The sequence below is a fragment of the Chitinophagaceae bacterium genome (genome assembly GCA_016717285.1).
Taxonomy (GTDB): domain Bacteria; phylum Bacteroidota; class Bacteroidia; order Chitinophagales; family UBA10324; genus JACCZZ01.
Genome location: JADKFU010000003.1, coordinates 61021 through 84279, shown reverse-complemented (window position 1 = coordinate 84279; position 23259 = coordinate 61021). Strand labels below are relative to the sequence as shown.

The window sequence follows — 23259 nt, the reverse complement described above, 5'->3', positions numbered from 1 at the left end:
GTTTATGCAACAGGTACAAAATCACTGGCGCTTTTTGTGGCCAGCTCTTCATAATTTTTCCAGCGTAAATTCACCAGCTCCTGTGCCAGCGTCATCAGGGAAGCAGCTTCTTCAGGATTCGTAAGCGTGAGCACTTTGTATCGGAGTTCATTATATGCGAATTCTTTCAATGGAATAACCGGTCTGGTGGAATCAAGTATGAATGGGTTTTGATTTTTTGTCCGCAGCACAGGATTGTAACGGAGCAAGGGCCAGTAACCACTCGACACCGCTTTTTGCTGCTGCGATAAACCATCTTTCAAATCATAACCATGCGCTATGCAATGACTGTATGCCAATATGAGTGATGGACCATTGTATGCTTCCGCTTCGCGCATCGCCAGCAATGCCTGTTGAGGATTGGCGCCAAAAGCAATCCGTGCGACGTACACATTGCCATAAGAAATTGCCTGGAGGGCAAGGTCTTTTTTGCCACCGCGTTTTCCCGCGGCAGCGAATTTTGCAGTGGCTGCCGTTGGCGTGGCCTTGGAACTTTGTCCTCCTGTATTACTGTACACTTCTGTATCGAGCACAAGAATATTGATGTTTCTACCTGCTGCCAGCGCATGATCCAATCCACCAGAACCGATATCGTATGCCCAACCATCACCACCTACCAGCCAGACACTGCGGCGCACCAATTGGTCGGCAACCGAAAGCAAATGCTTTGCGGTATCATCCGTAATGTTGACCAACATTTCCCTGAGTTCATGTACTCTCTTTCGTTGTGCTGCAATTTCTGATTCCTGAATCTGCGGCGCATTGATAATCGCATCCACCAATTCATTACCTAACTGAGGAGCCAGTTGTTTCAATAGCTTACCCGCCATCAGCAATTGCTGATCAGCCGTGATTCGCATTCCCAGGCCGAATTCTGCATTGTCTTCAAATAAAGAGTTGGACCATGCAGGGCCTTGTCCTGCTTTGTTGGTAGTCCATGGAGTGGTGGGCAAATTTCCACCGTAAATGGAAGAACAACCTGTTGCATTTGCCACCAGCAATCGCTCGCCGAACAATTGCGACAACAGTTTCAGGTAAGGTGTTTCGCCGCAACCTGCGCAGGCACCGGAGAATTCAAACAAGGGTTCTAAAAACTGCGCGCCATGAACAGTTGAAAAATTAATTTCTGAACGGTTGTTCCAGGGCAGCTTTTCAAAAAATGTAATGTTCTCTTTTACTTCTTTGATGATAGGTTCTTTCTCCGCCATGTTAATCGCTTTCACCGAACGGTCAGTTAATGAAGTGGCAGGACAAACTTCCACGCATAAGTTACAGCCGGTGCAATCTTCAGCATAAACCTGCAACGTATATTTTGTTTCAGGAAAGCCACGGGAATTTATAGGTGCAGATTGAAATGCTATGGGCGCATCCTTCAGGAAATCTGCGTGATAAAATTTTGCGCGGATCACACTGTGAGGGCATACATACGCACAATTGCCACATTGAATGCAGGTGTCAGGTTCCCAAACCGGAACGAGATCCGAAATATTTCTTTTTTCCCACTTCGTAGTGCCACTGGGATACGTGCCGTCCTGCGACATCTTACTCACCGGCAATTCATCACCATGTCCTGACATCATCATCGCCGTAACTTCTTTCACAAAATCAGGCGCTTCAGATGGAACTACAGCAAGTAACTGAGAGGTGGAAGTTGACTGATCAGGAACAGTTACTTCATAAAGGTGCGCAAGCGTCGCATCCACTGCGGCGAAGTTTTGTTCCACTACCGATTGTCCTTTTTTCGCATACGATTTCTCAATGGCATGCTTGATTTGTTCGATAGCTTCCGCTCTTGGTAACACACCGCTCAATGCAAAGAAACATGTCTGCATGATCGTATTGATTCTGCCACTCATGCCCGTATCTCTTGCAACGGCAGTAGCATCAATAATATAGAACTTCAATTGTCTGCTGATGATTTCCCGCTGCACATTTCCCGGCAGGTGACTCCACACTTCAGTGGTATCATAAGGACTGTTCAATAAAAAAGTACCGCCTTGCCTGATAAAATCAAGCATCTCTACTTTTCCTGTAAAATTGAATTGATGACAGGCAATGAAATCCGCTTTGGTGATCAGGTAAGGTGCACGTATCGGATGCGGTCCGAAGCGCAGATGCGAAACAGTTCTTGCACCTGATTTTTTTGAGTCATACACAAAATATCCCTGCGCAAACAGTTCGGTGTTTTCTCCGATGATCTTGATGCTGTTTTTATTTGCACCAACGGTTCCATCAGCACCGAGGCCAAAGAAGAGTGCCTGACGCCATTCCGATTCATCCAATGAATAGGCGGCATCATACGTTAAGCTTGTATTCGTAACATCATCATTGATACCGACGGTAAAATGATTTTTGGGTTGTTCCTTCTTACCAGGATGAATATCTTTTTTCAATTCATCAAACACTCCTTTCACCATGGCAGGTGTAAACTCCTTGGAAGAAAGTCCATAGCGGCCACCAATTACATGCGGCAGTTTTGCAATTTTTCCCTGCTGAAATCCTTCCACCAATGAAGCCAGCACATCCTGGTACATCGGCTCGCCGGTAGCACCGGATTCCTTCGTGCGATCAAGTACTGCAATGGATTCCACTGTTCCCGGCAGGGCTTTTAATATATGTCCGGTAGAGAAGGGACGATACAAGCGAACCTGGATAACACCAGTTTTTTCTCCTGTTGCATTGAGTGCATGTACTGTTTCAGCAACGGTTTCACCACCCGAGCCCATGATGATGATTACTCGCTTTGCATCAGCAGCACCCGTATATTGAAAGAGATCATATTTTCTGCCGGTGAGATTTTCAAATTCACGCATAACATTTTCAACAATAACCGGCGTGTTGTCATAAAATGTATTTACTGTTTCCCTGCTTTGAAAATAGACATCCGGATTTTGCGCGGTGCCGCGGATAAACGGATGATCAGGATTCAATGCGCGTTTGCGATGGGCGAATACAAATTCATCCGGGATCATTGATTTGATTTCCCCGTCGCTCAGCATTTCGAGTTTATTCACTTCATGTGAGGTTCGGAAACCATCGAAAAAATGGATAAAGGGAATTCTTGATTTTAAAGTAGCTGCCTGTGCAATTAAAGCAAAGTCATGTGCTTCCTGTACACTGGCGGAAGCAAGCATTGCAAATCCTGTTGTTCTTGCTGCCATCACATCCTGGTGATCGCCGAAGATGGACAAGCCCTGCGCTGCGAGTGAACGCGCTGCTACATGAAAAACAGTGGCGGTGAGTTCACCGGCAATTTTATACATGTTGGGCAACATCAGCATTAATCCCTGTGATGCTGTAAAGGTGGTAGTAAGTGAACCTGTTTGTAAGGCACCATGTACCGTTCCTGCCGCACCGCCTTCACTTTGCATCTCGATGATGTCGGGCACATGACCCCACACATTCTTAATACCTTTTGCACTCCATTCATCGGCCAGCTCTGCCATAGTGGAAGAAGGGGTGATGGGATAAATAGCGCAGACTTCATTTACACGATAGGCTACATACGCAGCGGCTTCATTACCGTCAATGGTGGCTATCAATTTATTTTTTGTTAACATCGTTTCAGTGTTTGTCGGGTTCAGGAATCATTTCAATAGCATGACAGGGACATTGTTCATAGCACATAGCACATCCGGTGCACAGGTTAAAGTTGAACTTGTATCGTTTTCCAGCACCGAGCTTGATGATCGCATCTTCAGGGCAGGCGCCGAAACAGCCATCACATTCAAAGCAATTGCCGCAACTTAAACAACGCTGTGCTTCATAGCGTGCTTCTTTTCGGTGAGTCCGCTAATAACTTCATCAAAGTTTTTTATAGCAATCGAAGGAATAAGCTTGTCCTGTTCCATCAGTGGCGCTTCCGTTTTGTACCACATCTGTAACTTGCGGTATCCTGCGGTTGCATGCTTTTCACCTTTTAGAAATGTTTCCTTCCGAAGGAAAGCATCAATATATTTTGAAGCTTTTTTTCCATGACCGATCGCGATGGTAGCGCTGCGTGTTTCACCCGGCAGCATATCACCGCCAGCGAATATTCCATCAAAACCCGACATCCTTTCTGTATTGATTACAATGGTGCCGTCTTCCTTTAGTTGTATTCCATTTACCTGTCTCAGGAAATTTGTTTCTGCTTCCTGTCCCATGGCTATAATTACCATGTCAGCTTCAAATATTTCAGATTCACCTGTTGTAACAGCTTTCCCTTTTTCCACTTTCATCTTTTCAAGGACCAGGTGATTTTTTTCAATTTTTGAAATACCGGTTAATAATTGAACTGTTACACCTTCCGCCAATGCGTCATCTGTTTCATAGTCATAAGCAGGCATCAGCTTTTTATCGCCCGGAAAAAAAACGATCGCCTCCGAGGCAAAACGTTTTAGAATACGTGAGAGATAAAGCGCGAGTTTTCCGCCGCCATACACCACGATTTTTTTATTTTGATAGGTAGCACTGTCTATCGCAGCATCTTTAAAAAATGAAAAGGCATCTGTTACAGGAATGGATTGGTCGGAAGGAATGCGTTCCGCATTGATCTGTTGTGCACCTGTTGAGAGATATATGGCATCAAACTTCCCGGCTTCTTTTTCTTTCAGTAAATCTTTTACTTCGTGATTCAATGTGAATTTCACACCCATTTTCACGATCCGCTCAATTTCGGCATCAAGAATATTTTTTGGCAAACGGTATTCAGGAATGCCTGTGCGCAGTAATCCGCCCGGTGAAGCATCCCGTTCAAACACTTCTACCTCGTAACCCAAACGCGCCAGGTGATACGCAGCAGACAATCCGGCCGGGCCGGAACCAACTACCAAAACTCTTTTCCCGGCAGGTATTACAAGCGTGTTAATCGGCCATTGCAATCGTATGGCTTCATCACCAATGAATCGCTCCACTGCATGAATATTTACAGTGTTATCAATATGTGTTCTATTACAACCGGTTTCACAGGGCTTCACACAAATGCGGCCCATGATTGCGGGAAAAGGATTGTCCGCCACCAGCGCCTGAAAGGCATCAAAATAGTTGCCTGCCTGCGCATGGGAAAGCCAGGCCTGTATGTTCTCGCCGGCGGGGCATGCACTATTGCAGGGTGGCATGAAGTCCACATAAACAGGACGACGTGTTCTCAGTGGACCGGTTCCCTGCGGATGACCTGTGAGGTCGATGGGTTTCGTGATATCAGTAACGGGCACGATGATTTGGTTTTTTATTCCTTGAAAGAAATTGAAACAAGGCTGAAAATTGAAAGTATTTGGAAGGAAATAGCTTGACAATTGTCATGTTGACTATTGATAATAGTCATGTTTGGGTGTGAAAGCGAAGTTTTGATCAATGGTGCAAATCAATTTGGTTGCAGGAATTTATCTTGAAAACAGCGAACCAATTAACTTGCATCGTGTTTGTGATGCCTGTTGAAAAAACTAAATCTTTATTATGATAGCTATCAAACACAATACGATGAAAGTGGAAATCTGGAGTGATGTGATGTGCCCGTTCTGTTACATCGGTAAAAGAAAATTTGAAACCGCTTTTAACGGCTTTGACCAAGCTGCAAAAGTTGAAATTGAATGGAAAAGTTTTCAGCTTTCGCCCGATATGAAAACGGATTCTGAAACTAACATCAATCAGTTTCTGGCAAGTCACAAGGGGATAAGTATCGAGCAGGCAAAAAAGATGAATGCGAATGTAACAGAAATGGCGAAACAGGCAGGACTGGTTTATAACTTTGATATTTCTGTTGTAGCGAATTCTTTTAACGCGCACCGCTTTTCGCATTTCGCAAAGCAGTATGGCAAGCAGCAGGAAGCGGAAGAAAAACTTTTCGCCGCTTATTTTACAGAAGGAAAAAATATTGATGATTATGATACGCTTATTGTATTGGGAAATGAATTGGGCCTGGATGCTGCCGCTTTGAAAACCGCATTGGAAAATCAATCTTTTACTGCAGACGTTCAGGCAGATATGGAAGAAGCAAATCGGTTGCGGGTGAATGCTGTTCCGTTTTTTGTATTCGATAGAAAATATGCGGTCTCCGGTGCGCAGGACAGCAAAGTGTTTGCGGATGTATTGAAGAAATCGTTTGATGAATGGAGGCAGGAACATCCTGCTGCCGGTTGAAACCGATGACAATGGTTAACACGCTCACCGTATTCAACTGCTGTATAAAATTGAATCCTTGCTGTTGCGAATAACTTGTCCTCAGTTGAAATCATTGTTGATTACCTGTATTGCTTTGGTACCTGTTGACAGTGATTTTAATCAACGGAAAACTTTTTGAAAGAGCTATCGCGTAACCGAATTAATCCAATCTTTAATGCTCTTAAGTTACGGGCCATTCAGGAACCAATGACCTGCTAATGACTATTAACAGATGCTTCCGACGTCAGCATGACAACGAAGGATCCCATAACCTCAATCACGGATGACCTCAATGACTAGTAACCTTAATGACATCATCGTCCCATGACCACCATTAAAAAACTCACCTGTCTCACAGTTGCCTGTTTCCTCATCGGATGCAATAGCACTCCAAACACTACACAAGAAGTAGCGCCGGATTTTGACGACTCACGTTATGAACCGCAACCTTATGTTGAATTAAAACATGCTGAGTGGACAAAGAATGCAACTATTTATGAAGCCAACATCAGGCAATTTACAGCGGAAGGAAATTTTAAAGCATTTGAAGAACATCTGCCCCGGCTGAAAGAACTTGGAGTTGATATTATATGGCTCATGCCAATTAATCCCATCGGAGAAAAAAACAGGAAGGGAACCATGGGAAGTTATTATTCAGTGAAGGATTATTATGCCGTCAATCCTGAGTTCGGTACGCTGGATGAATTCAAAGCGCTTGTAAATAAAATTCATGCGATGGGTATGTATGTAATTATCGATTGGGTGGCCAATCATTCTGCGTGGGATAATCCACTGGTAACTGAACATCCGGAATGGTACACAAAAACAATGGAAGGAAATTTTCAACCAACTCCGTGGTATGACTGGGAAGACATCATTGATTTCGATTACGATCAGCCAGGCCTTCGAAAATATATGACAGAAGTAATGAAGTATTGGGTGAAGGAAACAGACATCGATGGTTTCCGCTGCGATGTAGCAGGGTTTATCCCGGTTGATTTCTGGGATAATCTGCGCACTGAACTTGATCAGATCAAACCTGTTTTCATGCTGGCGGAATGGGAATCAAGAGATCTTCACAAAAAAGCATTTGACATGACGTATTCGTGGAGCCTGTGGGACAAGCTTCATGATGTAACAACCGATGTTAAAAATATCAATGGCCTGGTAGAGTACCTGGCGCATGATGTAAATACTTTTCCACCTGATGCGTACCGGATGAACTTTACTGATAACCACGATAAAAATTCATGGGAAGGAAATCAATATTCCAACTTCGGCGCCGGACTGGAAGCGGCGATGGTGTTTTGCTCGGTCGCGAATGGGATGCCTTTGATCTATAGTGGTCAGGAAGCAGGCCTCGACCGTTCCCTTAAGTTTTTTGACAAAGACCTGATCGAATGGAAAGAGCACAGGAATACAACGATTTACAAAAAGCTCTTTGGATTAAAACATGCTAACGAAGCATTGTGGAATGGTGCAGCCGGCGGTGTAATGACAAGAGTTTACAATGATCAGATGCAACAAGTAATTTCATTCTATCGTGAAAAGAATGGTGATAAAGTTTTACCCATCATCAACTTCAGCGCTCAACCAATTACTGTTAAGCTGCAATCAAAGTTCTTTGCCGGAAACTATCTTGAATTATTCTCCGGACAAACCTTTGCATTGAAAGGAGATGATACTTTCGCATTGGCTCCGTGGAGCTATCTCGTACTTTCTCAAACCAAACAAGTTAATTCCACCAACTGATATGAGGATGTTAAAAATTGTTTTCACAATCATGCTTTTCTCTGTGTTGCTTGTTGATTTGTCTTTTTCACAACCCGGGAAGCCAACTAATTCAGGAAAGACAGTTTCGAAAAGGAAAGTAACGGTCACTTTTCTGCTTGATCTTTCGAATGAAATGAAAAATGTAAAAGACATTTCAACTATTGGAATTCGTGGCAGTGTGCTTCCGCTTTCCTGGGAAAAAACCTATGCGATGTCCGATAAAAACCACGACCATGTTTACGAAGCTACTGTTACGTTCGAAATCATTACAAAAGATTTACTGCTTGAATATAAGTTTATGCATGATAATTCAAGCTGGGAAGAAACGGACAACCGTGTGTTGACTGCCGAAAATCAAGTTACTGTTTTAAAGGTTGCTCAATGGAATGACGGACCCGCTAAAACAATGGACCAACATGTGAAAGATTCCATCGAACAGCGGAATCTGTACAATGAAATTGCATTCATGGACAGCGTTTTATTTGAAGCTTATAACACACAAAACATCGAAAAAGTAAAAACCATATTTGATGAGGACCTTGAATTTTATCATGATAAAGGTGGACTGACCTCCTATGATCAGAACATTAAAAGCCTGCAAGAGAATTTCGCGAAGGGATATAACGTACAAAGAAGGCTGGTGAAGGGAACACTCGAAGTTTATCCGGTTAAAGATTATGGTGCGATGGAAATTGGCGCGCATGAATTTTGCCATGTTGAAAACGGGGAGATGGATTGCGGCACTTTTAAATTTTTAATGATCTGGCAAAAGAAGGAGGGTGTATGGAAAATCACAAGGGTGGCGAGTTATGATCATTAATTCTTTGCTGTGCTGCGCGATCCGTAATGCAACACGATCTGTCATGCTGAGGAACGAAGCATCTGTTTTTTCCCAAGTTGGTTAATAGTTAATCAACTTTAGCAATACACTGGCAACAGTAAATCAGATCTTTCCCCCTGGAGGGGAAACCAAATCCGTGGGGATTGCTGCTCCCGCCGCAACCATGTAACCATTTAACAATTTAGCCATATAACAATTTATCCAGGTACACTCACTCCAAATACTTCACCTCAATAGTAACATCACTGTTTCTCCCTTTATCATCGGTGCAGGAAATTTTAACTGTTCCTTCTTCCGGTGTAAAAAACACCTTGTCATGCACACCAGCCGTTGCAAAAAAGCGGTTGTTGATGTACCAATAAATTGTTTTCACTTCATTATCCGCGTTGCAACTAAGCAGGAGTTGCTGCTGTTCGTCTTTCTCTAACAAGTATTCCAATCCATCTGTTGGCGTGATGATCGACGGAGCATTCTCCGTATAAATACGACTGCAATGGGGATTGTGCTGTGGCACTTTTTCATATGGAATATTTTGAAATTCATAAAAAGAAACTAACTCAGGTTTTAAATTCGGATACAGGATTTTTTTATAGCCATTCTCCGGTAGACAATTCCTGCAATAGGAAATGCTTTCATCAGCAGCCACAAAAACTTCTTTCAGGTGATTGCATTTTTGAGTGCCGGAGACACCCGGAATAAAATAATCCATCACCTGTTCCGTGCAAAAATCATTTGGCACACTGCCAGATGCCGCACAGACATAGCGAAAATCCAGTGACTTCGGCATCTGAAACCATTCATTTGAAGAATTGTAAGCCAGCGTATTAAACAAATCAAAAAGCAAAGGTGTAGCAATATCAGCTCCGGTGAGTTCAGGAATACCATTCCCTGAAAAATTTCCAACCCATACTCCTATTGTATATTCTTTATTGTATCCGATACTCCATGCATCACGTCTCCCGTAAGAGGTTCCGGTTTTCCAGGCAACCTTTGGCAAATGCATGCTGCTCTCATAATTGTTTGGAAGGTCAGGTCTTAAATGTTGGGTGAGAATTTCAGTAGTCATAAACGCAGCACCGGAAGAGATAAGTTGAAATGCTCCTTCCTGATGCTCTTCTTTTGTCCATAAAAGTTTTCTGTAAGAGCCGGTATCAGCCAGGCAGGCATACAGGTTGGTGAGTTCTTCCAGTTTCACACCGCAACCACCAAGTACGGTTGACAATCCGAGCTTATCCTTGTCTGCACCCACTTGTGCAAAGCCTGCCAATTTCATGGCTGCAACAAATGATTGCATACCCAATTGATCCAGCATTTTTACAGCTGGTACATTCAGTGAATTTGCCAGCGCAGTTTCCACAGTTACGTTTCCACGAAATTTTTTATCATAATTCAACGGCATGTAACCATGAAAATTCACAGGCACATCAGCAATCACTGATTTGGGGGTAATCATTCCTTTGTCAAATCCCAGCGCATACAAAAACGGCTTTAACGTGCTTCCTGGCGAGCGGATGGCCTGCACACCATCAACCTGTCCGTGATCTTCGGCATTGTAAAAATCAGCCGCGCCTAAATAGGCCTCCACACGGTTGCTTTCATTATTGACCACCAATACCGCACAATTGGTGATGCCCATGTAGTGAATCCGTTGCACATAATTGTATGCGATGTTCTCTACTTTTTCCTGCTTCATTTTATCGATACAGGAATGTATGATGGCATCGTGCCGGTGGACTTTTGTCATGCGAAGTGATAAGTGCGGCGCAAGTCGCGGAACATTGTGGCGTGTATCATCCAATGGTTCCAGCAAAGCATCCTTGATCTCATCCTGCGGAAAAATTTTGTCTTTTGCAAAACGCCGCAGCCACTTGTTTCTTTCCTGAACAATCAGCATATTATCCTTTCCAATCACCAATGATGACGGCCGGTTGGGAATAATGGTAAGTGCTACGGTTTGTGCAAGACTCATGTAACCGGGCGCTTGCTGAAAATAAATCAATGATGCACTTTTTACGCCTTCAATATTGCTCCCGTAAGGAACAAGATTGAGATAGAGTTGTAAAATTTCTGCTTTGCTATACTTCCATTCCAGTTGTAATGCCCTGAATATCTCCACCACTTTATTCGCGTATGTGCGATTCTTCGGTTCAAGCATCCTGGCTACCTGCATGGTGATCGTAGAAGCGCCGGAGGTTTTTTTTGATTGCAGCATGTTGTTAACAACTGCCCGAAGGATGGCAACAGGGTTTACGCCCGGATGATAATAGAAGTATTTATCTTCCTTATAGATGATGGCTTTTTTGAGTGTAGGTGTGATTTCATTCAACTCTGTTTTCATCCGCCACTTTTCATCACTGCTTAAGAATGCATGCAATACAGTTCCATCGGATGCGGTAACGATTTGTGAATATTTGATATTGATACGCAATGGAAAGAGACTATTCAATAATAGAAATACCAGTTGTATACCGAGGATAACATACAATGAGACGCGGATCCATTTTTTATGGGACATCCAACGGAGCACATTTTTAATCCCATCAATCAATTGTTGTAGCATCCAAAGCAGGAAAAATGATGGTGAAAGTAGCAATTAACGAACCCTGAAATGGAACAGTATCCGTTTGTTTTTTTTGCAGCAGACGCAAACCAGCCACGTCCTGCTCGTATTTATTCGATTACACTAACTGAAAAAAAGAGCGGCGGTACTTCTGTCACAATTATATTTGCATTCAAAGCAAATGAGTATGGAAAACAAACGCTTCCCTGTTCCGCCCTTTACGATGGAAACCGCCCTGCAGAAAGTGCAGGCTGCTGAAGATGCATGGAATACAAAAGATCCTGAAAAAGTAGCGATGGCATATACGCCCGACACTGAATGGAGAAACCGGACAGAATTTATTCGTGGCAGGGAAGAAGTGAAAGCATTCCTGAAACGCAAATGGGATAAGGAGTTGGACTATAAGCTCAAAAAAGAACTGTGGGGTTTTAAAGACAACAGGATGGCCGTACGTTTTGAATATGAATGGCATGATACAGCAGGCCAATGGTTTCGCAGTTATGGAAATGAGATGTGGGAGTTTGATGAAAACGGTTATATGCAAAAGCGGTTTGCCAGCATCAATGATTTACAAATCACGGAAGGTGAAAGAAAATTCAGATAGAAATCATTCAAATTGCCACGGAAGCACGTAATGCACGGAAATTTTTTCTGTGTTCTTTCGTACCTCCATGGCAATTAATTCAACAGACTTCATAAGAGTTGGAATTTATTCCATGTTACATCGTAGTAGTATCTTTGCCTGCACCCCGAGCTTTTCAAATGCCGGAAAATTATAACGGCGTAACTTTTTGAAAAAAATACTCTTCATACTTCTCGTGCTGCTCCCTGCTTTGCTAAGGGCTCAGATTACCACACTTCAGGGTTTTGTGGCGGACTCTGCAAGCAATCTTCCAATTCCCTACGCCACCATAATAATTAACGACAACAATACAACCGGCATAAGCGCGGATTCCACGGGTCATTTTGCAATTAAATCGCTAAAACCAATTACATCATTGACGTTTAGTTTCGTTGGTTATAAGCCCCAACGAATTTTATTCAATGCAACAGACAGGAATGAATGGTTGAATGTTTTTATGATTGCACAAGAGCAGGAGCTGGAAAACGTGACGGTGCTGGCTGGAGAAAATCCAGCCAACAGAATAATAAGAGCAGCCGTAAAAAACCGTGAGCTAAATAACTATGCTAATTTGAATTCCTACGCGTATACGGCCTATGAAAAATTTGTAGTATCAGGTATTCCGGATTCCGGTGCCGTGAAAGATTCGCTGCACACAAAATTGTTTAAGTATCTCGATAGCAATCACCTTTTGATTATGGAATCTGTAGTAAAACGCACCCATCTTGCACCTGATCTCACCAAGGAATTGGTGATTGCACAGAAAGTGTCAGGATTGCAGAATCCGAATTTTACAGTACTCACCTCAGAGTTTCAAACCACTAATTTTTACAAGCCATTCATCAATATTGCTGCTACAGATTTCGTAAATCCGATCAGCCCGAATAGCTGGGAAAAATATTTCTTCAATATCACTGATACCATTTATTCAGGGAGCGATACGGTATTTGTTATGACTTACAATCCGGCGAGAGGAAAGCATTTCACTTCGCTGAAAGGAATGCTGGAAATCAATACGGATGGATACGCGATACAGCGTGTGGTAGCAGAACCATCGGATACCTCGCTTGCAAGTATGTTTGTCAAAATCGAACAACGATATGCAAAGGCCGATTCTGTGCATTGGTTTATTTCACAAATCAACACAGACATCGGGTTTAAAAAATTTGCAATTGAAGGATTGAAAGTAAGCATGTCAGGAACAACGAACATCAAGGAGGCGGACATCAATCCTCCGCTCACTAAAAAGGATTTTGATGGTGTGGGCATTGATATACTTAAAGATGCCGCGACTAAACCCAATGACTATTGGGTAGCGCAACGGACTGATACGCTTTCCGCAAAAGAGAAAGTTACTTATAACATGCTCGACAGCGTAGGGAAAAAGAACAATTTCGATAATAAGCTGAGCGTCTTAAGTTCATTGCAGGATGGAAATTTAAAATTGCCTTATGTAAGTATTCAGTTGTACAACGTGTTAAAATTCAACAGGCAGGAAGGAGTTCGTTTGGGAATGGGACTTGAAACAAACAGCGACCTGATGAGAAAGTTTAAGATAGGAGCTTTTGCCGGATATGGTCTTCGTGATGAGATTTGGAAATACGGTGGCTTTTTTGAATGGAAATTGTATTACCCGAAAAATATAAAGCTAAGGTTGAATTATGACCGTACCTATGAAGAACGGGGCGGGACACATTATTTCCAGGGAAGTTATTTTGGGAACAATGAAAATTTAAGAAGCTATACGATCTCTAATTTTGATTTTGTTGACCGGAGGGAAATTGCTTTTACTTCACGAATACGCAAATATGTAAATCTTGAGCTTACAGCTTTTGATGTAAATAAAAAGCCCACTGACTTTTACCAGTTTGTAAATACTGATTCAGGCGATCCGGTTTTACAGAATCAATTTGACTTTGCCGGATTTAAAGCCTCGGCGCGCTTTTCTTATAAAGAGCGCATTATACAATCGCTCGACCGGTATTACTGGATCAACATGGGTTATCCAACCGTATGGCTACAGATAACACAGGGTATTAATGGATTTCTGAATGGTGAATTCACCTATACCAAATACGAAGGGAAATTCAGTTATTCATTTCCTACCAAATCCATTGGTATTACTTCCATCGCCCTCGAAGGTGGCTGGGTGAATCATTCCATTCCTGCAACGGATCTGTTCAGCGGCAGGTCGAATTTTGCATTTCTTGGATTATTTTCTGCTAACAGTTTTCAAACCATGCGCTCGAATGAATTCATTGATGATGGCTTTGCTTCTTTTTATTTCCGTCAGGATTTTCAAAGCAATGTGATCCGGTGGGGAAAATTTCAACCCAACTTTGTTTTCGTTACCAATATCGGCTGGGGCACTTTATCACATCCTGAAGTTCATCTGAATACTGCAGCAATCAGCATGAATAAAGGGTATTTTGAATCGGGCCTGATGATCAACAATATCTTTGGAAAGAAATTTTTTAACATCGTTCGGTTTAATGCAGGTGGTGGAGTGTTCTACAGATACGGTCCTTATGCATTCAGCAATGTGTTTGATAACCTTGCCTTTAAACTGAGTTGGTCGTATAACTTCAAATAGTGTCTGTAAAGCATTACTTATAACAAAAAAGAGAGTTGCTTCGAAAAGCAACTCTCTTTCTTTGGTCATTGGTCATTTAGTCATAAGTCATTAGTAGTTTGTCAATGGTCAATAATCATACTGATTATAATCAAATCTCAATTCCTAATTCTTAATCACTTTTTGCTCTGCGTTAAAGTCTCCGTTGGTTATTCTTACAAAGTACATTCCTGCAAGCAACTGCTCCAGGTTGAAGCTGATCGTTTCATTGGTACTAATATCATCGCCATTCAGATGGACAACCTGTAGCACTCTTCCGAGCATATCAAGTAACTGCACAGTTACCACACCTTCCCTTGCGTTCTGTATTGAAACATTCAGGTTGTTGTTGGCAGGGTTGGGCCAGGCATTGATTTGTATTTCGTGATCCGTTGTAATCTGATCAGCATCCTGCATCTTTGGTGCAATAATAATTTCAATCTTTTTCGAATGGTGCATACAGCCGGACGATGTATCCGTTACATACACTGAATACGTTCCTGACTCACAGGCACAATAGGTATGAGAATGGATGTTACCAACTGTAGCGTCAGCATTATTATACCGCCAGGTATAAACGTAATTATCATTGGAATGAGTTGCTAGTTTCACACAAGGCGCAGCACAACTTGCAGTGTTGCTTTTGATTTTAATTTTGGCCTTTACCAGATCATACACAGTGACCGTAACCTCATCAGTCGCTGTACATCCATTTGCAGCGGTAGCTGTAACGGTATATGTTGTTGTGTGCGTTACGCTGGTAGTTGGATTGGCAATATTGGGGTCGTCCAACCCTTCTGTAGGCGACCAACTGTATATAGCAGTTGGATCATCACTTGTTGCACTGAGCTGAATGGATTTACCATGGCACTTGAAAACATCTGCCCCTGCATTTACTGTAAGGCTGCATATTGTGCAGGTGGTAACATTGATCACATTGGAAGTAGCGCTGCCGCAGCCATTGCTGTTGGTTACAAAGTAATCGCCACCTGCACTTACAGTGATAGTTGCAGTGGTTTCACCATTGCTCCAGGTGCCACCACAATTTCCTGAAAGCATCACGGTTTCACCATTGCATAAAGTGGTAGGACCATTTGCAAAAATGAGGGAAGCACTCGGCTGCATATCCATATTCACAACGTTGTTATGCAATGCAATTGCTCCTGCACGTGAAAGTCCTCTCCCAAAAAGTGAAGAGGCTTCCAGCAAGCTGATAGCGCCGTTTGCTAGAATGTTACCCCTGAAAACTGAATTTTCTCCAAGAGAAACTGCTCCGTTTACCTGCCACCAAACATTGCACAACGAAGCGGAATTGATGAGGATAACCCTGGAAAATACAGTGGTAGACAAAGCGCCATCAATTTTAAAAATGAAAAGCGCATCAGGATTACACTGTCCATCTAACAACAAATCACCATTGATGGTGGAAGCGGCACCAAGACAGTATACATTTGGGCCAAGAACCTGTCCACCTCCCATAGTGGTACCAATCACTTCACCACAGGTAATTCCTCCCATAAAACTGTATGCAACATCCACATCGGCTGCAGCCTGCGCTGAAATATCATCCGCTACATGTATTTGTCCAATTACAATGCCTGGAGGAAATCCGCTGAAAGCACCCACATTTGTTCCTATATCTCCTGTTACAGCAGATGTTCCATCATTTGAAAAAGCTCCTACCGCTGTGAACAGTGCGAAACTGGAAGTTAAACCAAGAGGAGGCGCTTGTCCTGAGCTGGTATTCAGCATTGCCAACATTAGAAGGCCGGATAAATAATACGGTAAATTAATTTTCATGTTAAGTGGGTTTAATGATTAGATTAATTTTTCACTTAACAAAGTTGAATAAATATAAACATATACTCGTTACACAATTTAATATTTAAGTTACATGATTACTATATGAATATTTATTATAAGGTGTAACCAAATAGTATAGTCTATTGGTGTTGGAGAAATTATCCAATGGGGCATAACGGAGTTTCAGCACCTCACTCATCAATGCAAAACGACTACAGGCTTTCCAGCACCGTCCGTCTTTTATTCTTAAGCGATTTAAAAAAGGAAGGGGTAAGGCCGGTCACTTTCTTAAACTGATTGGATAAATGGGCGACGCTGCTATAATGCATTTTATCCGCAATCTGCGTCAGGTTCAGTTCATTATAAAGAATAAATTCCTTCACTCTTTCAATCCTATGTAAAATGATAAACTGCTCTATAGTAGTTCCTTTCACTTCCGAAAAAAGATTTGACAGAAAACTATAATTATAATGGAGTTTCGCAGTTAAAAACGAAGAAAACATTTCCCTGGGCAACTCATCTGAATAATGCACCATCTCTATGATGATACTTTTTATCCGCTCTACTAAGATTGCTTTTTTATCGTCCATTAATTCAAGACCTGACAATTGTAAAACTGTTTTCAAAAGATATCGCTTGCTGTCTGAAAGCGGTTGCATGATATCTACCTCGCCCAATTCAACAACTGCATGCTTAATTTTTAGCCTTTTTAATTCTGCCTCCACAATCATTTTACACCGGAGACTGACCATATTTTTGATGTATATTCTCATGTCATCAGTTGTATTATCAAATGTCCATGCTCTCTCGCTATTTCTTGTTGCCAAAATTCACCTTTTACAATTCACGTTGTATTTATTGTGACAAAGAAAAAACGAAGCCATCTTCTCTTAAATACGCACCCGTCTTTTATATTTATGGACAATAAAGGGATGTCTGAATAAAGTTACTTTAAATCGGGTAACCGTTGCATAAAAAGTTTGAATAGTAAGGTTAGTATGAATTGATATCAATAGCAGCGGTTCTGACCTGGCGGCGCAAAAATGCAGCGAGGGAAATTTTGGACTGATAAAGAAGATGTTATTTAAGGAAGCCTTTCAATTATGTGAAAGCAAATGGTGCAGCCCCATTTTTAGGAAACATAACCCTACATACACGAGTTTGTCAATGTTGTAAAACAAAACCGGAAAAGGTGTCCTCGCAGAGACTACTTCTATTTCTTTAATTTTCTTTCCTTTACTTTGTTTTACCTGTAAATCAGTGTTTTATGTATTTATAAATTGAAAAACGTTGTATGCAATGTTAGTAAAATGTTGAAAATGTTTACCCCATTTCTTGTTTTTTGCCTTATCTTACAGTGAACAAAACCATCATTTTATGTCAAGTGTCTCTGTAATATTTAGAAAAGATAAACTCAATGCAGATCAGGCAGCTCCAATACATCTGCGCATTATAAAGGATCGAAAGATCAATTATATCTCCACCGGTGTATTGGTTCCAAGTAAATTCTGGGATGAGAAAAACAAAAAAGTGAAGTCCGGTTTTCCAAATAGCAACCGACTTAATTCTTACATATCGAATAAATTTACCGAATTGCAGGACCAGGTATTTGAACATGAAACTGTTTCCAAGTCTCTTACTACACGACAACTTAAGGAAAAGATATACGGTCGGAAACCCACTGATTTTTTTGCATTTGCCGATGAAGCTGGAAAATCCGCTGATACTGACCACGTGAATCCGCGACAAGCTGACCAGGCAAATCCGCGGCAAACTGACCACCTGAATCCGCGGCAAATTGACCACCCCTTAAGCTGCACATAAGAAAGGTTGTTTTAATGGTTTCAAATGTTGGAGGTTGGGTACCAAACCCCTCTGACAGATGGCTAATAAAACAATTCTAATGTCCAAGATAAGACAGATCCTGCGTTTATTTACTCAAGGCAAGAGTAAAGTACAAATCAGTGAACAGACGGGAGCATCGCGTAATACGGTTAAAAAATATATCCGCAGGTTTATCAGCGAGAAGATCACTTATGATCTGCTCAGCAGTATGTCTGATACAGAATTAGAAGTGCTGTTTGGTTCCGTAGAAACAGTAGGTAAGGATCAGCGGTATGAAGTACTACAACAAATGCTTCCCGACCTGGAGAAGCGATTTAAGAAAAAGGGCGTAACGATCAGGATGCTATGGCGACAGTACCTGCAGGCGCACCCGGGAGGATATCAGCATACATGTTTCCATAAATACTTTACGGATTATACCGGACGTGCTAAGCCGGTGATGCATATGGAGCATAAAGCCGGTGATAAGATGTACATAGATTTTGCCGGAGAAAAACTAAGCATCACCGATCAGGAAACTGGCGAGGTTCAGGACGTAGAAGTATTTGTTGCCATACTGGGTTGTAGCCAGCTGACCTATGTAGAAGCAGTAACCACTCAACGCAGGGAAGATTTTATCGGAGCCTGTGAAAATGCACTCCGGTATTTTGGTGGTGTACCAGCAGCTATTGTTCCGGACAATCTTAAATCAGCCGTTACCAAAAGCAGTAAATATGAGCCGACGATCAATGAACTGTTTGCTGACTTTGCTGAACACTATGGTACTTCGATACTTCCTGCAAGAGTTTACCGGCCAAAGGATAAATCATTGGTGGAAGGGATGGTTAAAATTATTTACTCGCGCATCTATGCGCTCATCAGCACACACACCTATTTCACGATTGAATCGCTCAACATTGCTATCGGCGAAGCTTTGGAGTTGTTAAACAATGCACTGTTGCAGGGACGTGATTACAGCAGGCGCATGCACTTTGAGGAAGTTGAGAAAGAAACCCTGCAACCATTACCGGTTTATCGATACCAGTTTAAGCAACAACACATTGCAACGGTCATGAAGAATGGCCATGTCTGTCTTGCTGCCGATAAACATTATTACAGTGTGCCTTATCGCTTTATCGGCAAGAAAGTAAAAATGCTTTTCACGCCTGTACGTATTGACGTCTATTATAAATTTGAACAGATCGCCACTCATCTGCGGCAGGGTCGCAGATATCAATACACTACTATCACAGAGCACCTGGCATCGGCGCACCGGTACTTAAGTGAATGGACACCGGAAAAATTTGTAGAGCAGGCAAAGGCTATTGATGAAGAAGTGGCCGGGTATATTCTGCGGGTAATAGAAAACAAACAACATCCTGAACAAGCTTATAGATCCTGCTTAGGTATTCTCAACCTTGCTCGCAAAGTAGGTAGTGAACGGCTAACCAGGGCTTGTCGCAGAGCGAATGATTATGGGATATATAATTATCCAATCATCGTGCAAATACTGGAAAGGAGGTTGGACGAATTAAGCGCTGAAGAGCAGCATGATGCAGTATCGATGCCACAACATCAAAACATAAGGGGCAGCGATTACTACCAATAGCATTTATTTTTTTACTCAATCATAAAAACCAAATCACATGAACACAGACACACTTGACAAAATGAAACAAATGCATTTACATGGAATGCACCGTGCCTTTAGCACCAGCCTGCAGGCAGAAAGAAATGAACCGTTAACCGCCGATGAGATGACAGCAATGCTTGTAGACAGTGAATGGGATGATCGTCACAACCGGTCCATTGAACGAACTACTAAGAATGCACGCTTCCGGTATAAAGCTACTGTCGAGCAATTGGATTACCGCAGTCAAAGAGGGCTGGATAAAAATCATATCCAACGCCTTGCAGATGGTAAGTACATCACACAGAATGAAAATATCCTGATCACTGGACCTACAGGAACGGGTAAAAGCTTTTTAGCATCAGCACTTGGACAGCAGGCCTGTGGTCAGGGATTTAAGGTATTGTATGCTAATGCAACCCGGCTATTTGCGCAACTTAAAATGGCGAAAGCCGATGGCTCGGCCATCAGGGAGTTCGCCAAAATAGAAAAACAGGATTTGTTCATACTGGATGATTTTGGAATACAGCCCTTTGATCAGGCAAGCAGAACTTCTTTGCTTGAGATTTTAGAAGACCGGCATGGCAAACGTTCTATCATCATCACTTCACAGCTTCCGGTCAAACAATGGTATGAAGTGATTGGAGAAAAAACTGTGGCTGATGCTATACTTGACAGAATCCTGCATCATGCACAACGAATAGAACTCAAAGGAGAATCGCTCAGAAAAAACCAACGTAAAAAATCAGAAGACGACAACGAATAAAAAGTTATTTTTAACAAACTGAAACAACCTTTTTAGTGCAACTCAAGCAACTTAACTTAGGGTGGTCAGTTTGCCGCGAATTTGGGTGGTCAACATCCGCGGATTTTCCATATTATTTCAATTAACAGCAAATTGATAAATAGTATACTTCTATCCACTATCGCTATTGAAGACTTTACGTTAGGTAGTACCGAGATTGATGATCTTTTAGAAATAGCTTCACAATGTCCCTTTACGGGTGGTCCAGCTGTCTATGAAGCCAGGGAACTTCTATTTTTATCCGGAGATGCTACCACTTTTGATGATGCAGAATTGTGCGATACTTCCAGTAGTCCTAAATATTCAAATGAGACTGATTTACACTTTAGCCTTTATCCCAATCCAGCAGCAACATTTATTAATATCATGTGTCCCGAAACATTTCAGGTTAATACTTTTATAATCATTGAGGATCTTTCTGGCAGAAGATTAAAGCGGGAACAGTTAACTGCCGAATTGAATGTAAAACAGATCAGCATTGAAAATTTATCAGCAGGTTTATATTTAGTAAAAATTGAGAGAAATGATGTGGATTTATTCAATCAAAAATTGGTGCTCTTAAGATGAAATTGTTTGTTTCTTGTATTTTCCTTTTTAACGCTATTTACTCCTATGGACAAAATAGAACTTTAAATTGGTTAATTGGAAATGATTCATATCCATTGAACAGAGTTGGCATTGACTTTAGCAATGACACTGCGAAGGTATATGACATTTACAGCCCTATGCCATTATTTGTCACTAATGCCAGTATTTGTGATACTGCGGGACAGATACTTTTTTATACCAATGGGATTTATGTCGCCAATCGTAATCATGAAGTATTGAGCAATTCAGTTGATTTCAATCCTGGGTGGGCTACTAATTATTATCAGTATTCTGGTCATGGGTTTTCACAAGGGTGCTTGTTTATTCCTTATCCTTCTTCAGATTCTTTGTATTGGTTGTTCTATGTTACAGGCGAACAATTTTTTGCTCATGGCTCAACTCAGGTACAACCTTTACATCTTAGTTGTAGCCTAATTGACCTCTCATTGGATAATGGTTTCGGAGGAATTGTAGCTGAGAAAAAAAATGTTTATTGTATAGATGATACAGTGAGTCAGGGTAGACTTACTGCATGTAAGCATGCTAATGGCAGAGACTGGTGGATAATTTCTCACAAGTTTTATTCAAATATATTTTACAAATTACTTGTTACACCCAATGGCATTTATGGACCTTATCAACAAGAGGTTGGTCCGTATCATACTTCAAATGATTTTAGTGGCATGGCAACCTTTTCACCTGACGGGACTAGGTATGCTGTTATTCGACACGATAATTTTGCTGAATTATATGATTTTGATAGATGCTCTGGGGAACTTAGTAGTCCATATATTTTAACAATTCCAGATTCTACGTATCCATATTATTCTCATGGAGGAGCATTCTCAGCAAATAGCAGATTTTTATATGCAGACACCTACAAAAAAATATGGCAATATGATACATGGGCAACAGATCCAGAAAATTCCATGGTTCTAGTTTCTGAATGGGATGGCATTAGTGAGCCATTTAATACATGGTTTTTTCTAGGTCAACTTGCCCCGGATAATAAAATTTATATTTCCACATTCAATAGCTGCTATTCACTACATATAATTGATCAACCAGATAGTTTTGGAATTGCATGTAAGGTAATACAGCGCGGATTGGAATTGCCGGACAGTAACAGTAATTTTTCAGTCCCCAATCATCCTAACTATGATCTTGGGCCATTGTCTGGATCTCCATGTGATACATTGTTGATTTCAACACCACTCACTTCAAAAATTGAAGCTTCTTTTCGCATCGCCCCTAATCCTGTAAGTGAATGGCTCAACATAATTTACAATACGAAAGAAGATTGCCTGCTTACCTTATACGACATCAATGGAAGGAAAATTGGATATGTTAGCTTGTTCTATTATTTCAAAAATAGGTTACTCAATGTTCGTAATTTGACTGATGGGGTGTATTTTGCTGTCATAACGTGTAATGAAGTAAAGCTTTGGAGTGAGAAAATTGTAGTTCAACGATAGCTTTATTTCAGTCTTATTTTTTCAAGATATCTGATTTTTACTTTAAATTTTTGAAATATTTTCAAAGCAAGTTTAACGAGATTCACAACATCTTCTTTATTGTAAAGCAGCACTGCTTTCTTTTTCGTTGGATTGCGCCAATCCCTCCAGATTTGGAAGATGCTGGTTTTGTATTTCATCACTTTGCGTCGGATACCAAATCGGTGCTCCAGGTCTTTAAGTTTAAAACTTCCTTTTTTAATAAAGTCCTTAAATACCTTCATCAGGTTCACGCACCGGAATTTATCCCTGAATTTCCATTTAAAGAATTTTTCCAGCATGCCGGTGTCCGGGCCGTAACAAAAAACACTGCCGTTTACTTTGCTGAATAGTTTTTTGAAGTTTTTCGGTGTCAGCTTCTTCCCGTAGAGCTGCCCAAAGTATTTGTTGTCGTATGAATACCCAATTAGAAAGATTCGCTGGTTTAAATACCATTCTGCATCAATGTAGAGATTGATCACTTTTTCTTTAGCCATATTGTTGATTTTACACAGTGAAATTTTTCCTG

At 41.4% G+C, this 23259-nt stretch carries 15 protein-coding genes and 1 pseudogene; 10 read left to right on the top strand and 6 right to left on the bottom strand.

Annotated elements, in window-relative coordinates:
* Nucleotides 1-2: 2 nt before the first annotated feature.
* Both nifJ and IPO83_05160 read right to left on the bottom strand, forming a co-directional pair.
* Nucleotides 3-3599 (bottom strand): pyruvate:ferredoxin (flavodoxin) oxidoreductase, encoded by a 3597-nt coding sequence (gene nifJ / locus IPO83_05165; protein ID MBK9730665.1) that lies wholly within the window; start codon nucleotides 3597-3599, stop codon nucleotides 3-5.
* Between the two features lie 4 nt (nucleotides 3600-3603).
* A pseudogene (locus tag IPO83_05160) lies at nucleotides 3604-5234 on the bottom strand (FAD-dependent oxidoreductase).
* A gap of 265 nt (nucleotides 5235-5499) precedes the next feature.
* Between IPO83_05160 and IPO83_05155 the strand changes: the two are divergent.
* The 3 genes from IPO83_05155 to IPO83_05145 all read left to right on the top strand — a co-directional run bounded on the left by IPO83_05155 (nucleotide 5500) and on the right by IPO83_05145 (nucleotide 8773).
* A complete protein-coding gene (locus tag IPO83_05155) occupies nucleotides 5500-6159 on the top strand; it encodes a DsbA family oxidoreductase (GenBank protein ID MBK9730664.1) in 660 nt (219 codons plus the stop codon).
* 345 nt (nucleotides 6160-6504) lie between these two features.
* Nucleotides 6505-7932 carry an alpha-glucosidase C-terminal domain-containing protein gene (locus IPO83_05150; GenBank protein MBK9730663.1) on the top strand — a complete coding sequence of 476 codons (1428 nt, stop codon included), beginning with the start codon at nucleotides 6505-6507 and terminating at the stop codon, nucleotides 7930-7932.
* A gap of 319 nt (nucleotides 7933-8251) precedes the next feature.
* Complete coding sequence (locus IPO83_05145) at nucleotides 8252-8773, top strand: nuclear transport factor 2 family protein (GenBank protein MBK9730662.1); 522 nt, start codon at nucleotides 8252-8254, stop codon at nucleotides 8771-8773.
* Between the two features lie 232 nt (nucleotides 8774-9005).
* Here the strand turns inward: IPO83_05145 and pbpC are convergent, their stop codons facing one another.
* Nucleotides 9006-11309: a penicillin-binding protein 1C gene (gene pbpC / locus IPO83_05140; GenBank protein MBK9730661.1), complete on the bottom strand. Its 2304-nt coding sequence runs from the start codon at nucleotides 11307-11309 to the stop codon at nucleotides 9006-9008.
* A 232-nt stretch (nucleotides 11310-11541) separates the two neighbouring features.
* On the opposite strand from pbpC, the gene IPO83_05135 reads away from it, so the two are divergent.
* Together IPO83_05135 and IPO83_05130 are read left to right on the top strand one after the other, a co-directional pair.
* Nucleotides 11542-11958: a nuclear transport factor 2 family protein gene (locus IPO83_05135; GenBank protein ID MBK9730660.1), complete on the top strand. Its 417-nt coding sequence runs from the start codon at nucleotides 11542-11544 to the stop codon at nucleotides 11956-11958.
* A gap of 187 nt (nucleotides 11959-12145) precedes the next feature.
* Entirely contained in the window at nucleotides 12146-14569 is a 2424-nt protein-coding gene (locus tag IPO83_05130) for a carboxypeptidase-like regulatory domain-containing protein (GenBank protein MBK9730659.1), read from the top strand.
* A 144-nt stretch (nucleotides 14570-14713) separates the two neighbouring features.
* On the opposite strand, the gene IPO83_05125 is transcribed toward IPO83_05130, so the two are convergent.
* On the bottom strand, nucleotides 14714-16387 hold the full coding sequence (locus tag IPO83_05125; protein ID MBK9730658.1) for a DUF3494 domain-containing protein: 1674 nt from the start codon (nucleotides 16385-16387) through the stop codon (nucleotides 14714-14716).
* Nucleotides 16388-16602: 215 nt separating this feature from the next.
* Complete coding sequence (locus IPO83_05120) at nucleotides 16603-17163, bottom strand: helix-turn-helix transcriptional regulator (GenBank protein MBK9730657.1); 561 nt, start codon at nucleotides 17161-17163, stop codon at nucleotides 16603-16605.
* 604 nt (nucleotides 17164-17767) lie between these two features.
* Between IPO83_05120 and IPO83_05115 the strand changes: the two genes are divergently transcribed.
* The 5 genes from IPO83_05115 (at nucleotide 17768) to IPO83_05095 (ending at nucleotide 22712) form a co-directional block, all read left to right on the top strand.
* Nucleotides 17768-18214, top strand: coding sequence for a hypothetical protein (locus IPO83_05115; GenBank protein MBK9730656.1), 447 nt, complete (start codon nucleotides 17768-17770; stop codon nucleotides 18212-18214).
* A 58-nt stretch (nucleotides 18215-18272) separates the two neighbouring features.
* Complete coding sequence (locus IPO83_05110; protein MBK9730655.1) at nucleotides 18273-19823, top strand: IS21 family transposase; 1551 nt, start codon at nucleotides 18273-18275, stop codon at nucleotides 19821-19823.
* A gap of 37 nt (nucleotides 19824-19860) precedes the next feature.
* A complete protein-coding gene (locus IPO83_05105) occupies nucleotides 19861-20610 on the top strand; it encodes an ATP-binding protein (GenBank protein ID MBK9730654.1) in 750 nt (249 codons plus the stop codon).
* A 132-nt stretch (nucleotides 20611-20742) separates the two neighbouring features.
* Nucleotides 20743-21216: a T9SS type A sorting domain-containing protein gene (locus IPO83_05100; protein MBK9730653.1), complete on the top strand. Its 474-nt coding sequence runs from the start codon at nucleotides 20743-20745 to the stop codon at nucleotides 21214-21216.
* Nucleotides 21213-22712 carry a T9SS type A sorting domain-containing protein gene (locus tag IPO83_05095; GenBank protein ID MBK9730652.1) on the top strand — a complete coding sequence of 500 codons (1500 nt, stop codon included), beginning with the start codon at nucleotides 21213-21215 and terminating at the stop codon, nucleotides 22710-22712. Before IPO83_05100 ends, IPO83_05095 begins: the two co-directional genes overlap by 4 nt.
* A gap of 2 nt (nucleotides 22713-22714) precedes the next feature.
* Here the strand turns inward: IPO83_05095 and IPO83_05090 are convergent, their stop codons facing one another.
* A complete protein-coding gene (locus IPO83_05090) occupies nucleotides 22715-23227 on the bottom strand; it encodes a ribonuclease H-like domain-containing protein (GenBank protein MBK9730651.1) in 513 nt (170 codons plus the stop codon).
* Nucleotides 23228-23259: the final 32 nt, after the last annotated feature.

What these genes read in the sequence shown, in the direction of transcription:
- IPO83_05155 (MBK9730664.1), top strand. Translation starts at nt 5,500, where the DNA reads ATGAAAGTGGAAATCTGGAGTGATGTGATGTGCCCGTTCTGTTACATC.
- IPO83_05135 (MBK9730660.1), top strand. Translation starts at nt 11,542, where the DNA reads ATGGAAAACAAACGCTTCCCTGTTCCGCCCTTTACGATGGAAACCGCC.
- IPO83_05145 (MBK9730662.1), top strand. Translation starts at nt 8,252, where the DNA reads ATGCATGATAATTCAAGCTGGGAAGAAACGGACAACCGTGTGTTGACT.
- IPO83_05095 (MBK9730652.1), top strand. Translation starts at nt 21,213, where the DNA reads ATGAAATTGTTTGTTTCTTGTATTTTCCTTTTTAACGCTATTTACTCC.
- IPO83_05125 (MBK9730658.1), bottom strand. Translation starts at nt 16,387, where the DNA reads ATGAAAATTAATTTACCGTATTATTTATCCGGCCTTCTAATGTTGGCA.
- IPO83_05110 (MBK9730655.1), top strand. Translation starts at nt 18,273, where the DNA reads ATGGCTAATAAAACAATTCTAATGTCCAAGATAAGACAGATCCTGCGT.
- IPO83_05105 (MBK9730654.1), top strand. Translation starts at nt 19,861, where the DNA reads ATGAACACAGACACACTTGACAAAATGAAACAAATGCATTTACATGGA.
- nifJ (MBK9730665.1), bottom strand. Translation starts at nt 3,599, where the DNA reads ATGTTAACAAAAAATAAATTGATAGCCACCATTGACGGTAATGAAGCC.
- IPO83_05090 (MBK9730651.1), bottom strand. Translation starts at nt 23,227, where the DNA reads ATGGCTAAAGAAAAAGTGATCAATCTCTACATTGATGCAGAATGGTAT.
- IPO83_05150 (MBK9730663.1), top strand. Translation starts at nt 6,505, where the DNA reads ATGACCACCATTAAAAAACTCACCTGTCTCACAGTTGCCTGTTTCCTC.
- pbpC (MBK9730661.1), bottom strand. Translation starts at nt 11,309, where the DNA reads ATGTCCCATAAAAAATGGATCCGCGTCTCATTGTATGTTATCCTCGGT.
- IPO83_05115 (MBK9730656.1), top strand. Translation starts at nt 17,768, where the DNA reads ATGTCAAGTGTCTCTGTAATATTTAGAAAAGATAAACTCAATGCAGAT.
- IPO83_05120 (MBK9730657.1), bottom strand. Translation starts at nt 17,163, where the DNA reads ATGAGAATATACATCAAAAATATGGTCAGTCTCCGGTGTAAAATGATT.